Origin of the sequence: Marinobacter sp. tcs-11, assembly GCF_002049515.1 — a bacterium.
In the GTDB taxonomy this organism is placed as follows: Bacteria; Pseudomonadota; Gammaproteobacteria; order Pseudomonadales; family Oleiphilaceae; genus Marinobacter; species Marinobacter nauticus.
Genome location: NZ_LLYU01000003.1, coordinates 250,012 through 264,298, shown reverse-complemented (window position 1 = coordinate 264,298; position 14,287 = coordinate 250,012). Strand labels below are relative to the sequence as shown.

12 protein-coding genes are annotated in these 14,287 nt (G+C 57.5%); 5 read left to right on the top strand and 7 right to left on the bottom strand.

Annotation, left to right across the window (positions count from 1 at the left end; translation table 11 throughout):
• Nucleotides 1-28: 28 nt before the first annotated feature.
• The 4 genes from ARC85_RS05625 to ARC85_RS05610 form a co-directional block, all read right to left on the bottom strand.
• On the bottom strand, nt 29-907 hold the full coding sequence (locus ARC85_RS05625) for a porin (RefSeq protein WP_286714483.1): 879 nt from the start codon (nt 905-907) through the stop codon (nt 29-31).
• 85 nt (nt 908-992) lie between these two features.
• Complete coding sequence (locus ARC85_RS05620) at nt 993-1,619, bottom strand: YccT family protein (protein WP_226374353.1); 627 nt, start codon at nt 1,617-1,619, stop codon at nt 993-995.
• 177 nt (nt 1,620-1,796) lie between these two features.
• A complete protein-coding gene (locus ARC85_RS05615) occupies nt 1,797-3,665 on the bottom strand; it encodes a choice-of-anchor I family protein (RefSeq protein WP_153740191.1) in 1,869 nt (622 codons plus the stop codon).
• Between the two features lie 157 nt (nt 3,666-3,822).
• The gene (locus ARC85_RS05610) at nt 3,823-4,296 is read right to left on the bottom strand and encodes a Dps family protein (RefSeq protein WP_014422762.1); all 474 of its coding nucleotides are present in this window, start codon (nt 4,294-4,296) and stop codon (nt 3,823-3,825) included.
• 227 nt (nt 4,297-4,523) lie between these two features.
• On the opposite strand from ARC85_RS05610, the gene ARC85_RS05605 reads away from it, so the two are divergent.
• Nucleotides 4,524-4,790 (top strand): DUF2061 domain-containing protein, encoded by a 267-nt coding sequence (locus tag ARC85_RS05605; RefSeq protein WP_153740192.1) that lies wholly within the window; start codon nt 4,524-4,526, stop codon nt 4,788-4,790.
• A 33-nt stretch (nt 4,791-4,823) separates the two neighbouring features.
• Here ARC85_RS05605 and ARC85_RS05600 read toward each other — a convergent pair whose 3' ends face one another.
• Nucleotides 4,824-6,263, bottom strand: a complete 1,440-nt coding sequence (locus tag ARC85_RS05600) for a dihydrolipoyl dehydrogenase (protein ID WP_153740193.1) — start codon at nt 6,261-6,263, stop codon at nt 4,824-4,826.
• A 181-nt stretch (nt 6,264-6,444) separates the two neighbouring features.
• Between ARC85_RS05600 and ARC85_RS05595 the strand changes: the two genes are divergently transcribed.
• On the top strand, nt 6,445-7,116 hold the full coding sequence (locus tag ARC85_RS05595) for a LysE family translocator (RefSeq protein WP_011786900.1): 672 nt from the start codon (nt 6,445-6,447) through the stop codon (nt 7,114-7,116).
• Here ARC85_RS05595 and ARC85_RS05590 read toward each other — a convergent pair.
• Nucleotides 7,061-8,113: a 3-deoxy-7-phosphoheptulonate synthase gene (locus ARC85_RS05590; RefSeq protein WP_286714482.1), complete on the bottom strand. Its 1,053-nt coding sequence runs from the start codon at nt 8,111-8,113 to the stop codon at nt 7,061-7,063. The genes ARC85_RS05595 and ARC85_RS05590 overlap by 56 nt on opposite strands.
• Before the next feature lie 365 nt (nt 8,114-8,478).
• Here ARC85_RS05590 and ARC85_RS05585 point away from each other — a divergent pair, with 365 nt between their 5' ends.
• Nucleotides 8,479-9,273, top strand: a complete 795-nt coding sequence (locus tag ARC85_RS05585; protein WP_286714481.1) for a secretin N-terminal domain-containing protein — start codon at nt 8,479-8,481, stop codon at nt 9,271-9,273.
• Here the strand turns inward: ARC85_RS05585 and ARC85_RS05580 are convergent, their stop codons facing one another.
• Nucleotides 9,274-9,780 carry a DnaJ domain-containing protein gene (locus ARC85_RS05580; RefSeq protein ID WP_183577329.1) on the bottom strand — a complete coding sequence of 169 codons (507 nt, stop codon included), beginning with the start codon at nt 9,778-9,780 and terminating at the stop codon, nt 9,274-9,276.
• Nucleotides 9,781-10,065: 285 nt separating this feature from the next.
• Here ARC85_RS05580 and ARC85_RS05575 point away from each other — a divergent pair, with 285 nt between their 5' ends.
• Complete coding sequence (locus ARC85_RS05575) at nt 10,066-11,163, top strand: efflux RND transporter periplasmic adaptor subunit (RefSeq protein ID WP_022993128.1); 1,098 nt, start codon at nt 10,066-10,068, stop codon at nt 11,161-11,163.
• Nucleotides 11,163-14,252: an efflux RND transporter permease subunit gene (locus ARC85_RS05570; RefSeq protein ID WP_014422768.1), complete on the top strand. Its 3,090-nt coding sequence runs from the start codon at nt 11,163-11,165 to the stop codon at nt 14,250-14,252. Before ARC85_RS05575 ends, ARC85_RS05570 begins: the two co-directional genes overlap by 1 nt.
• The last annotated feature ends 35 nt before the right edge of the window (nt 14,253-14,287 follow it).

Here is a 14,287-nt window from a genome sequence, read left to right as displayed (position 1 = left end):
ACCAGGCTGGCGCATGTAACGAGCGAGCTTAGAACTTCACGCGCATACCGGCCAGGAAGCCCATGTCGGCGTCGTCGCCAGACGCATCTTCAAGGTCGCTCTGGGCGATTTCGGCGAACACGCTGACGTTCTTGGCAGCCGGGAACTTGTAGGTTACGTTGGCGTACCATTCGGTAATGTCGTCCGCGTCATCTTCTTCCTTGTTGCCCATACCGAGTGCGACGTCGGTGGTGGCAGCAACAGCAAACACAGCCGCCAGGTTGTACTGGGTGGTTTCGAAGTCGTCTTCGTCGGTGGAGCTGTAATCAGCGGCCAGGTTCATGAAGCCGAAATCGTAGGAAGCGCTCACACCCCAGGTGTCCGCAGATTCAGCCGCGCCAGCCGCTCGGGACTGCTGGTAAGCCGCTGCCAGTTCAGTAGCAACGAAGAGATCGTAGTATTCACCGTCCTGATCCGCAGCATCCATTTCGTGAGAAGCGGCGATATAGACGTTTTCCAGCTCGATGTCGACACGAATCGTATCGTCACCCGCTGTTTCTACGCCATCAAACCGGTCTTCATCAATGGTCTCGACTTCGTAGGCTTCTTCAATACCGAATTCGTCACCGGCGAAGTCCTGCTTACCGAAAGAGAAGGAGGCAACGCCGTACTTCAGACCGACATAAGCCTCTTCCAGGTTGCTGGCGTCCTGACTGCCTTCCGCCGCTTTTTTGTAACCCACATCCAGACGACCAAACGCAGTCAGGTCATTGCCCAGATCGTAGGCTACGTAGTTTTTCAGCTCCATATCGTCGTACTCAACCTCGGCACGCTCATCAAAGCCAGTGGCCTGACGGAACTGAATCTGGAAGTCACCGTTCAGTTTGTAGGTAAAACCATCTTTCTCGTAAACAGTCGCAGCATTCACAGAATGCTGCGGCAACAGTAGACACAGCAACAGCCAGAAGAAGCTTCTTCATTTTTGGAACTCCACGTTCAGTTTGGTTTGGTGTTTATTGGTTGCTGGAATCAACCCAGCTGTCCCACTCTTTTCGAGTTTGTTCGTCAGCTTTCAGATACCAGTAGCGCAGCATCCTGCTGACCATTTCCTGATCCGGATCGACGTGCGAATCCAGCAACAACCCGTCCTGGTTGGTTATCAGCCCCGGAGCAGCTACTGCCGCTTTGGCGCCGGAACGGTTATAGGCCGCCAGCTCACGGGCATAGTCCCGCACCAGCTGAAAGCCCTCTTTCTCGAGCACATCGGCGGTAAACGCCACCTCACGGCCCTGGCGATCAGTCAACTGCCAGTTACCCTGTTGATTGAAAGCGTCCATTTGATTCCGCGACTCGATTTCCGGAGCGCTCAGGGCCAGTGCGGTATCAGCAGCCTCGAAACGGACAACGAAGGCGTCGCTGGTTTCCAGCACTTCTTCACGACCAATTTCGGTGGTGCACTCCACCACCAACTGCTGGGTACCATCAGCAAGAGTCAGTGACTGGCCAGAGCCGGCGGTCTGCTCGCTATCCTGAACAGCCTGCACGTTCACACAGGCCCCCAAAGTGAGCTGAACCTCTGCCAGAGCCGGCAACGGCATCAAGGCGGCAAGTAAACAGGTCGTCCAGGCAAGTCTCGTCACGCTTTATTTCCAATCGGTGGTTGGCAGCAATCTTGAGACGACACTATGGCGGGAATTTATTAACGGACTGTTAATAATATGTTTCGGTTATATGACACGATCCTGTGGACACTTTTTTGGCCCGGACACAAAAAAGCCCCGCCATGAAGACGGGGCTTTTTTATTCCGGAAACTGAATTAATCAGTCAGTTCGAGTTTCACACGGTAGATCGCCGTGGTGCCGCTGACTTCGTTACCGGTGATGAGTAACGGCTCACCAGTAGGTGAGTCATCGGCGGCCACCACAGTGATGCTCTCCACGCCCAGATCCCCTGCGGTTTCGAGTACTGAAGCCGTGTCGACAGTGGTCCAGTCGTCACGGGTATTCAGGTAATCCACCTGAACCGGACTGGCAGGGTCCGTTACGTCGTAGACCAGAATACCGCCCATGCGCTCAAGGCCCAGAAAAGCAAAGGTTTTATTGCCGAACGTCGCCACAGTCACGGCTTCAGGTTCCGGACCTTTGGCGTCCGACCGGGAATCGAACGCCATGCCCTCGTCATGGGCGGAGTTGAAGTGGTCTGAGCAGGGAATAGAACGAGCCGTACCCAGACGACAGTCCTCACTGGCCAGGAACTGCTCGATCGCATCGCCGGAGTCCCATACCAGCTCACCGTCCTCATTCCAGATCGCCAGAGAACGCGTGCCGTAGGAGTACAGCTGGTCGTACATCAGAAGCGTGCCGTCCGGGTCTTCTGCACCCGACGCGTTGAACATGACAGGAGCACCATTTTCATCAACCCGGTAACCCTGCACCCAACTGATGTTGAGTCTTCCCAACTGGTCATCATCGCGACAGTCATTGGCTGCACCGGCTGTGGCACCGCAGTAATCGAAGACGGATGGATTCAACAGCGCACCTTCGGCCAGCGCAGTCAGTTGCGGTGGCATGTCGTCACCAATCCGGCGGGCAAAACCATCCGGATGTACCAGGTGTTTCACCCGCAACTCTTCGACAAAACCCCTGGAACTATCGCCATTCCAGTAGTCGGCGTCATCTTCACCCCAGGCCCTGGCATCACCCTCATTGGCCGTCACGATAAAGGTTTCACCATTTGCCTGGTAACTGTCGATGGCATCGGGATGGTAGATACCCGCCACACCCGGCCATCTCTGGATATTGATGACGCCGTCATCGTCCGAGGCATCAATACCCTGCCCCTCAACACCGTAATCCTTGAACCCCAGGGGTAAAATACCGGTGACCGTTGCCGCGCCGATATCCAGCTTCGCCAGGGCGTTGTTTTCCTGCAAAGAGACCCAGGCAGTGCGGCTGTCGGCACTGACGGTGATATATTCCGGTTCCAGATCCTGGGCTACGGTGGCCCCCGGGCCGTATATGCGAACACCCGATGCCTTCAGGGCGCCATCCTGGCTGTTGAAGGCCAGAAAATCGGCTGTCCGTACCGTGAGATTCCCCGGATTGGAAACATCAACCACATTGATCGACCCTTCCGGATCGATCTGGTAGTCATCGCTTGGCTCGCCTTCGTTTGCTGCCAGGACATATTGCCCATCCGGCGTAAAGGTCACCATATCCGGCTGCGCACCTACCTGGATACTGTCACGCAGCTGCAGGTCTGCAGCTCCAAATACCGCAACATAACCGGGGTCAGTTTTCGGATTCGATTCAACAGCAACCGCAACGAGCCCGTTTGCCACCGCCACACTGTTAACCACCGCATCAGCGGCAATGTCAGCAACTGTCAGCGTGTCGATTTTGGCTGGATTGACCGGGTCGCTCATATCCAGCACATCCACAGCCCCGGACAAGGCATTAACCACAAACGCCCTGCGACTGGCAGGGTCAAACGCCGTGATTTCCGCAGCAGACTCATCAAACTGTCCGGTGCTGTATCGACCGGCGAATTCGAGCGTCAGGCCAGTGACCTGAGCTTCCGGCGCCAGATCATCATCGTTGTCCGAGGAATTACAGCCGGATACCAGCACGGCGCTCACAGCGAGAACGAGCAATGACAGTTGAAATGGGTGCGATGTCTTGGGCACAGCGGGCTCCTTTGCTTATTTAATGATGCAAGAGCAAAGAAGGCTAGGCGACAGACGTGACGAACGCGGGAAAGGAAAGTGACAGTGCAGTGACGTTTCTGTGACAACTCCCCGGCCCGATGCCGGGCCGGGGAAAAGTCGGAGCATCAGCCGGAACTTACTGGCCCAGGTAGCTCCGGTACATCCATACCGTTTTTTCCTGCTGAGAGATATAGTCACTCATCAGTGCCACGGTACCTTCATCTTCTGCTTCACCGGCCAGGTTCAGCAGGCCACGCTGCTTGGCGATGAGCTTACCGAAACTCTCGACGATGTTACCCACCGCTTCTTTGCCATCAGATACGTCCTTGCGCTCCGGCACTTCGGACTTTTCAATGTAGGTGCTGTAGGCGTGTGCAGGACGATGGCCCAGGGTGAGAACCCGCTCGGCAATTTCATCAATCTTGAGCAGCAGGTCATCGTAGAGTTCTTCAAATTTGGCATGCAGCTCAAAGAAATTGTCACCCTTGATGTTCCAGTGATAGCCACGCACATTCATGTAGAAAATCTGGTAGTTGGAGAGCAGTTCGTTCAGTGCATCTGCCAGCTTCTGGGTTTTGTCTGTGTCGAGACCAATAAAATTCTTGCCCATGTTGAACCTCCTGATTCGTTTTGGGGTGTCATCTAACAGCTACTGTATGACAGCTCAGTGTCAGAACGAAAGTTTGGGTATTCAATATCGCTCATAGCAGAAACTTATACCACCAACCCTAAAATCATAGCTGAACCCTATCGAGAAAAATGTCACTTTCTATTTGGAAACAATTCTCGTTTGTCCTTAAATGGGGTTATAGGCATTCATCACGCGGAGTTGATTCCATGAGTACCCTGAAACTGTTTGTTCACAATCACAGCTCGAAGGGCGACCCGTCGTTTCTGAAAACGATCACCTTCGCGATTACCCACTTTACGGTGGCTTTTACCGTCGCGTTCCTGCTGACCGGGGACATTCTGATCGGCAGCCTGATCGCGATGGTCGAACCGGCCATTAACACCGTTGCTTACTTCTTCCATGAGAAGATATGGGCACGGCATCAGCGGAATACAACCGCCAATGCCATGAATCTAGCGCAAAACACGCTTTAATGACTTGCCCTCTGTCAAAGACGGAGGGTAAAGCTACACACCCGGCCCGCAATCCATGCAACCCTCCCCTGGCTCAGGGCCTATCCGGAGTTTCTTGCTCAGGTCTTTTATTGCGGTTCGCAGCCCCTCCTCAATCACCGGATGGTAGAACGGCATCTCCAGCATTTCGCTCACGGTCATTCGCTTTTGCACGCACCACGCCAGCAAGTGGGCAAGGTGCTCTGCAGCAGGCCCGAACATCTGGGCCCCCATGAACAGGCCGCTGCCGTGCTCGCCGTAGACCCGGAGCAGCCCCCGATTCTTGCCAATAACCTTGCTGCGACCCTGATCCTCAAACGACACCTCACCAACCGCAAAGCAGCCCTGGCAACGCTCATCCACCTGATGAATGTTCAGCCCCACCGAGGCAATCTGGGGCTCGGTGAACACCACCGCCATGGGAGTTTTTCTGCGGCCGGTTCGGACTTCCGGCCAGGCCCCTGCATTGTCGCCGGCAATCCGGCCTTCGTCTGCCGCCTCGTGCAGCAGGGGGCGGTCGTTGTTCACATCACCGGCAATGAAGATATGGCTGTCACCGCAGCGCAGGGTGAAGGGGTCAAACTCCGGCATGCCCCGTTCATCCAGTTCGATGCCGGCATTCTGGATATCCAGGTGATCAATGTTGGGTCTCCGCCCGGTGGCTGCCAACAGATAATCAAAGGTTTGCTGATGCTCCTTGCCGCCCTCGCTCCAGCTGATGCGAACCCCCTCCTCGATGCGTTCAACACGCCGGGTATCGGCTTTCGGGCTGATGGCAAACTCTTCACGGAAGGTGTCCAGCGCATACTCCCTCACCTTCTCATCCTGAATACCGCCAATGCCGCCGCTGACGCCAAACATGCGGACCTTTACGCCCAGCCGGCTCAATGCCTGACCTAATTCGACCCCAATCACTCCCGGGCCGAACACCGCCACCGAAGACGGCAGATCCCGCCAGTCGAACACGTCATCGTTGACCACCAGTCGGTCTTTCGCTTCTTTCAGAATGCCCGGGATGTTGGGGCGGGAGCCGGTGGCAATAACAATCCGGCCCGCGGTGACCTCGGTATGATCACCCACGACAAGACGATGACTGTCAACAAATCGGGCATGCCCCATCAACCGGTGTTCCTGCGGCAGCGATTCCATGGACCGCACCACCGGTGCCACAAAGCGATCGCGCTCTTCACGCACTCGCGCCATCACAGCCGGACCATCAATGCGCACATCGCCCGGAAGCACACCGAACGCTTCCGCCTGCCTCACCTGATGGGCCCTTTCCGCGGCGGCAATCAGCAACTTGCTGGGCATGCACCCTACCCGGGCACAGGTGGTGCCGTATTGATCACCCTCAATCAACACAATCCGGTCGGTGGCCCTGCGGGCGCGCTGATAGGCGACCATTCCCGCCGTACCCGCACCGATAACCGCTACATCCACTTCTCGCTTGTCCATCCTGCCTCCTGGAGACTGACTGAAATTTCAGGTGGTTTGGGCTATTAAACTTAAGGAGCCTTTCGGTAAAGTATAGAAAGCTTATTATCCGCTGACAGGGGAATCACAGAAAAAATCCCTGTGGTTACTGGCTGCAGGCGCAACAACCCAAGCACAATTGCAAACACGCGGGAGAATGAATGTGCAGAATTACTGGCTGGAGTTTCTGACCGTTGCCCTGGTGCACCTTTTGGCGGTGGCCAGCCCCGGGCCGGATTTTGCAGTCATGCTGCGCCAGGCACTGACCCAGGCCCGGCGCAATGCCCTGCTGACCGCCATGGGCATTGGCATCGGCATTCTGCTGCATGTGGGCTATTCGCTGCTGGGTATCGGGCTGATCATCCAGCAATCGGTAATGCTGTTTACCGTGCTGAAAGTGATTGGGGCCGTGTATCTGCTCTATATCGCCTGGCACTGCCTGCGGGCCAAACCCGGAGCCATTCACGTGCAAGCGAACGGCGGGCAGGCCCAGACTGGCTGGGCGGCGTTCCGGCTCGGGTTTTTAACCAACGCCCTCAATCCCAAGGCCACCCTGTTTTTCGTGTCCCTGTTCTCCGTCATCATCAATCCAGGCACGCCGGTTCTGCTGCAGGCCGGATACGGCATCTATATGGCCCTGGCCACCGGCCTGTGGTTTGCCATGGTAGCGGTGTTCTTTACCCACCCCCGTGTCCGCCGGGGGTTCAACCGGTTCGGACACTGGCTCGACCGGACCATGGGGGGCATTCTGGTATTGCTGGCCGGGCAACTGCTGCTGTCTACAGTGAGCGGATCAGAGTCTCCGTCTGTTCCCAGCCCAGGCATGGATCGGTAATCGAGCACCCGTAGACCAGCTCTTTGCCGTCGTCCTGGCGGCCGAATTCCAGGAAGCTTTCCAGCATCAGGCCCTTGATGTGCCGATTGCCGTTACGCTTCTGCGCCATCACTTCCCGGGCGATGTCCACCTGCCGCTCGGCCTGCTTGCAGGCGTTATCATGGCTGCAGTCCACCATCACCGCCGTTGATACGCCGGCTTTTTCCAGCTCTGCCACCGCTTTGGCAATGCTCAGTTCATCGTAGTTGGTCACACCCCGGCCACCGCGCAGAACCAGATGAGTATCCGGATTGCCGGCGGTGGAAATCATCACCGGTGCGCCGCTATGGGAGATCCCCATGTGGTGGTGCGGGTGCGAGGCCGACTTCATGGCGTGGCTGGCCACGGTAATGCCACCATCGGTGCCGTTCTTGAACCCGGTAGGCATGGGCAGGCCGCTGACCATTTCCCGGTGAATCTGGGATTCGGTGGTACGGGCGCCGATCGCGGTCCAGCTTACCAGGTCCCCCAGGTAATCCATCATGAACGGGCTCAGGGCTTCGGTGGCGAGCGGCAGGCCGAGCTCGGACAACGCCAGCAACAGCTTGCGGGAACGCTCCAGACCCTGTTTCAGATTGCCCTGACCGGTGCGTTCCGGATCGTACAGAAGGCCTTTCCAGCCCACCGTGGTACGGGGTTTCTCCAGGTAGGCGCGCATGACAATCAGGAAACAGTCACTGACTTCGTCTGACAGTGCTTTCAGGCGGGTGGCGTAATCCAGGGCAGCCTGCTCGTCGTGAATGGAGCAGGGGCCCATCACGATCAGGGTGCGGTCGTCCTGACCGTGCAGCACGGCGCGGATCTGATCACGGTAACCGGCAATGGCCCGCACCTGTTGCTCATCGGCAGGAAACTGCTGGCGCAACTCGGCGGCGGTGGGCAGTCTCGCTTCCTGGCGGTGCTGGCAGGCGCTTGAGGCTTGCGCATCCAGTGTTTCAGATTTCAGCGGCATGTTCATGTCTGTGTTCCCGTTTCCCTGTGTCAGAATCAAAAAAGCCCCGGCTGGGCTACCAGTCGGGGCTTTTCGGAGTCCGGTGGCAGCCTGGGTTGCTTGCCGGGCTGCCTTCCTCGTTGTATTCGGTCGATGAAGATCTTATGGGCGGCCCGGGCTCTGGCTAAAATAAAAGCCATAACCAAACCACCAAAAATACACAGCAGAGCCTGCGGCCTTCAGTTTTTCACCGAAAGCTTTCAGAACATTCAATTGACAGGCTGCGTGTAAGGTCTTCATGCTTTTCACTATATACCTACGGTTTTAACGATGGCAACCCGCAAAACGGATTATTTAATGCGGGCATGGCCGTCATGGCTCTGGAGGCCTGCATGCGAAACACCGAGCACCGCTCCGTTCTCTGGCTGATGACTGCCCTGTTTCTTGCGATGTTAACGGCTTCCACCGTCGTTTGGGCACAATCAGAAGCCAGGGTCTATGAGCTGAACAACCGAACGGCCGACGACATTGCGCTACAGATTCGCGAACTTTACCAACAGTCGCCGGTCACGGTGACGGCACGCGGACAACAACTGGTGGTCCGTGGCGAACCCGCACTGCTGGACGAAATCGGAACACTGGTGCAATCGATGGATGTGCCGCCGGTACAGATGAGGATCAGCGTACGCTACCGTCAGGACATCGGCGGCAAACAATCCGGAGGCGGCGTCAGCCTCTCGAACGGCTCGGCCGGCGCCAGCGTCGAACGCCGCACCATCAGCACCAATTCAACCCGTGAACGTCAGTTGATCGTGCAGGATGGCCAGTCAGCCCACATTACCTCCGGCAATGTGCGAACCTTGCCATTTGCCGTTAAGGGTGGGCGCAACCCCGCCGCCATACTGCAGCAGGTCGAAACCCGAAGCGGCTTTGTCGTAAGCCCCCAGGCCATCTCGAGCCAGGCGGTAGAGCTGAGTATCGTGTCCTTTGAGGAAGACCCCGCCGCACTGCCCGGCTACGAAACCGAAGCCCTGATGACCATCCGGCGGGTCGAGCCGGGCCAATGGGTCAGCCTCGGAGGAACTCGCACCTCCATGAATCAGGAGCAGCAAGGCATCACCTACCGTGTGAACGGCAAGCGTGCAGAAAACCTGTCCATCGACGTCAAAGTGGAAATTCTGCCCTGATCAGGCCTGATTACGCTTGCCCAGCAAGACATCTCGGGCCTCATTGAGCTTGGCGGCCAGGTAATCGTTGCCGCCGCGGTCCGGGTGCACCTTCAACATCAGTTTGCGGTGGGCAGCGGTCACCTCCTCACGGGAGCAACCGGGGTTAACTCCCAGAATATCGCAGGCTTCCTGCGTGCTCATTGGCCCCCGGGTGGCAGCCCGATCGCCCCCGGCATTTGCATGGCGCGTCGAGTCATTACCGGATGAATCGCCCATGGCCTTGCGAAACATCGGCGCATAACGCAGTAGTGCCGGCACCTTTCTCAACAGGGGAATAAGAGCGGCAATACCGGCCGTGATCACATGCACCCGGCCCGTCAGCACCATGAACAGCAACAGCGCACCGCCAGCCACCAGAATGACTTTCCAGATTGCCGCCTTCTGCCCTTCCGGCGACAGCGCGCCCCATTTTTTCAGGATCACAAATACAGCGGCAGCCAGGGCCAGGCCGAGAATCAGTTGCATCGATGTTAGTCCTGTATTCCTGCTGTCGAAAAGCGGGAGTCCGAAATACGCCCGGATACTATAATCCACCCCGGACACACCAGCGTAACCTGTCCGCAGTATTTATACTGTTTGTTGAATGCAAACGGGTGACAAATAGAAACAGCTTTTGTAGCATCCTATTCGTTAAATTGAACTGATGCTCTATTACATTGTCCCCGTGCCCTGATTTGCAAGGACAGCTGTCAGCCTTCCCTTCCGGGCGACTTTATCAGATTCAGGAAATTCACTCCCAGGAACAGACTTATGCGCACTGCTTCCCGTTTCGTCATCGTTCTCCTTTTTCTCGGCGTCGTGCTGGGTGGAATCTTTGGTTACAAGTTCTACCAGTTCGGCCAGATGAAAGAAATGATGTCCCAGCCACAGCCGCCAGCCATCATTTCTGTGACCAAAGCAACTACCGAAAACTGGCAGCCGGCGATCAAGGCTGTCGGCAGCATCACTGCTATCAACGGCATCGAAGTGGCCAACGAAGTGCCCGGTGTGATTGAGAGCATTGGCTTTGAGTCCGGCGATACCGTCAACAAGGGCGATGTTCTGGTGCGCCTGGATGCCGCCATCGACGAAGCAGCGCTGCGCACACGGCGGGCAGAAGCCCAACTGGCAGAACAGGAATTCAAGCGGGTTTCGGATCTGCTGCCGAAGCGGGCCGTGTCTCAGTCCCAGTATGATGAGGCCAAGGCCAATTTCGATGCCGCCCGAGCCCGTGTCAACGAGGCCGAAGCTCAGCTCAACAAGAAGGTGATTCGCGCGCCCTTCGACGGCAAGCTGGGTATCCGCATGGTGGATCAGGGTCAGTACGTTGCCACCGGCACACCGATCGTCGAGATCAACATGCTGAACCCTATCTATGTGGACTACACCCTGTCCGAGAAATTTCTGCCGGACGTGGATCAGGGCTACCCGGTATCCGTGACGGTCGCTGCTGTGCCGGACCAGTCCTTCGAGGGTGAGGTGAGCGCTATCAACACCTCGGTAAACCCGGAAACCCGTACCGTGCGTATACGCGCCACCCTGGATAATGAAGAAAACCTGCTGCGCCCCGGCATGTTTGCCACCATTCAGACCGGTCAGCCCCGGGACAATGAAGTGGTTACCCTGCCGCGCACCGCCATTTCCTACAACACCTACGGCAATTTCGTGTATGTGGTTGAAGAAAACGACAACGGTGAACTGATTGTCAGCCGCCGCACCGTCACCACGGGCGAAGTCCGTGATGGCCGCTCAGCCGTGCTTTCCGGTCTGGAAGAAGGCGAAACGGTCGTCGCCAAGGGCCTGCTGAGGCTGCGCGCGGGCCAGCGTGTTGAAATCCAGGACGAGTCCGGCCAGGAGGCGTCTGAGTAATGAAATTCACCGACATTTTTGTCCACCGGCCGGTTCTCGCCACGGTGGTCAGCCTGCTGATCCTGTTGATCGGCGCGCGGGCCGCCATGGAGATGGAAATCCGGCAGTATCCGGAGCTGGAAAGCACCACGGTGACCGTCTCCACGGCTTACCCCGGCGCCAGTTCGGACCTGATCAAGGGCTTTATCACGACTCCGCTGCAGCAGGCCATTGCGGAAGCCAGCGGCATTGATTACCTGACGTCCACCAGTTCCCAGAGCGTATCGACCATTCAGGCCAAGATGATCCTGAACTACGACGCCAACGATGCCCTGGCAGAGATCCAGGCCAAGGTGGCCAGCCAGCGCAACGTGTTACCGGCGGAAGCCGAGGACCCGGTGATTACCTCTACAACCGGCGACAGCACGGCACTGATGTACATTGCCTTTTACAGCACCGAGCTGGATGTCCCCCAGATTACCGATTATCTGACCCGGGTGGTGCAGCCCAAGCTGCAGGCGCTGGCCGGCGTGGGCAAGGCTGAACTGCTGGGCCGGACGTTTGCCCTGCGTATCTGGCTGGACCCGGAGCGTCTCGCCGCCGTGGATATGACCCCGGTCGAGGTGGCTGCCAAATTGCGGGCCAACAACTATCAGGCCGCGGTGGGTAAGACCCGCGGCAAGTACACCGAGGTCAGCCTGACCAGCGACACCGACATCGCCGACCCGGACGCCTTCCGGAACCTGGTGGTTAAACAGTCAAACGGCACTCTGATCCGCCTGCAGGACATTGCCCGGGTGGAGCTGGGCTCCCAGACCTACGACAGCCTGGCGCTGTACAAAGGCCAACCAGCCACCTATGTGGCCATTGAGCTGGCACCAGGAGCCAACCCGCTGACGGTGGCTGAACTGGTCAAGGCAGAACTGCCGGATATCGAGAGTCAGTTACCCAGCGGCCTGAATGTGCGCCTGGCCTACGACGCTTCCGACTTTATCGACGATTCCATCAACGAGGTTATCCAGACCTTGCTGGAAGCCATGATCATCGTACTGGTGGTGGTTTTCCTGTGCCTGGGTTCGGTTCGAGCCTCAGTGGTGCCATCTGTAGCGGTTCCGCTGTCCCTGATCGGTGGCGCCTTTGTCATGCTGATGTTCGGCTTCTCCCTGAACCTGCTGACGCTCCTGTCTATGGTGCTGGCCATCGGCCTGGTGGTAGATGATGCCATCATCATGGTGGAAAACGTGCACCGGCATATTGAACAGGGCGAATCCCGGTTCGATGCTGCCATCAACGGTGCCCGGGAAATGGCGACCCCAATCATCGCCATGACCACCACCCTGGTTGCGGTTTATGCGCCCATCGGCTTTATGGGAGGTCTCGTAGGCTCACTGTTTACCGAGTTTGCCTTCACCCTGGCCGGCACCGTGGTCATTTCCGGTATTGTTGCACTGACCCTGTCACCCATGCTGTCTGCCAAGGTACTCAAACCCCACGGCGACCCGGGCCGCTTTGAAAAGGTTGTCGAAAAGAGCTTCAACGGTCTGGCAAACGGTTACAAGGCAGCGCTGGCGTCATTGATGCAAACCAAGTCCGTCGTGGTGTTCTTCGCCTTTGTGGTACTTGGATCCATCTACTTCATGTTGATGATGAGTCAGAACGAACTGGCCCCCACCGAAGACCAGGGCATCCTGTTCTATCAAGGCCTGGGGCCCGAGACCTCCACCCTGGACTACCTGTACGACCACGGTCAGGAAGTGCAGAACCGGATGTCTGAGGTGCCGGGTTACAGCGAAGACTTCATGATTCTGGGCATCACCAGCCCCAACGCCGTCTTCGGTGGCTTCAAGCTGGCGCCCTGGAGCGAGCGGGAGATTACCCAGTTCGAGGTTCAGCCCAAGCTGGATGCTGAACTGAAAAAGGTCACCGGGCTGCAGACCGCGGTATTCCCCCGGCCGTCCCTGCCCGGCTCCGGCGGCGGCCTGCCGTTCCAGTTTGTCATCACCACCGGCGGCAGCTATGAACAGCTGGACCAGGTGGCGGATGAAATGCTGGGCAAGGCCATGCAGAGCGGTAACTTCATGTTCCTGAAGAAGTCCATCAACTTCGACAAGCCGGTTACCCGCATTAATGTTGATCGTGATCGCGTGGCCGATCTGGGCCTGTCAATGCAGGATGTTGGGCAGTCCCTGGCCAGCATGCTCAGTGGCGGCTACATCAACCGCTTCAACATGGAAGGCCGTTCATACCAGGTGATTCCACAGGTGGATGACCAGTTCCGCCCGAGCAAGGAAGCCCTGCAGGACTACTACATCCGTGCCGGCAACGGCGAACTGGTGCCGCTGTCCAGCGTCGTGAGCTTTACCGAGGAAGTGGAGCCGTCGAACCGCACTCAGTTCAACCAGCAAAACTCGCTGACCCTGGAGGGCGTGGTGATGCCGGGCGTGGCGGCAGGCACCGCCATGGAGTTTATGGAGCAAACCGCCAGCGACGTCTTCCCTCAGGGTTTCAGCTACGACTACACCGGGGAAACCCGCCAGCTGGCCACCCAGGGCAGCGCACTGATGGTGACCTTCTTCCTGTCATTGCTGGTGATCTATCTGGTCCTGGCCGCGCAGTTTGAAAGCTGGCGCGACCCGATCATCATTCTGGTATCGGTTCCCATGTCGGTAGCCGGGGCCATGGCGTTCATCGTACTGGGCTTTGCCACCATGAACATCTACACACAGGTGGGGCTGATTACGCTAATCGGGGTGGTCTCCAAGAACGGCATCCTGATTGTGGAATTCGCCAATCAGTTGCAGAAAGAGCGGGGCTTGAACAAGGTCGATGCGGTCATCGAGGCGGCGGCTATCCGCTTGCGCCCGATTATCATGACCTCTCTGGCATTGATCTTCGCCATGGTGCCTCTGCTGATTGCCATCGGCCCGGGTGCGGAAAGCCGGTTTGCTATCGGCCTGACCATCAGTGCTGGTCTGGGCATTGGTACCCTGTTCACGGTGTTTGTGCTGCCGGCGTTCTACATTTTGCTGGCCCGTGACCACCATGGCTCGGCAGCCGATGAATACGGCAACGACGAAGAGTCATCACAGGTGCCGGCGGGCAACCACTAACCCCGCACAGCAACACAAAAAAGCCCGGCATGGCG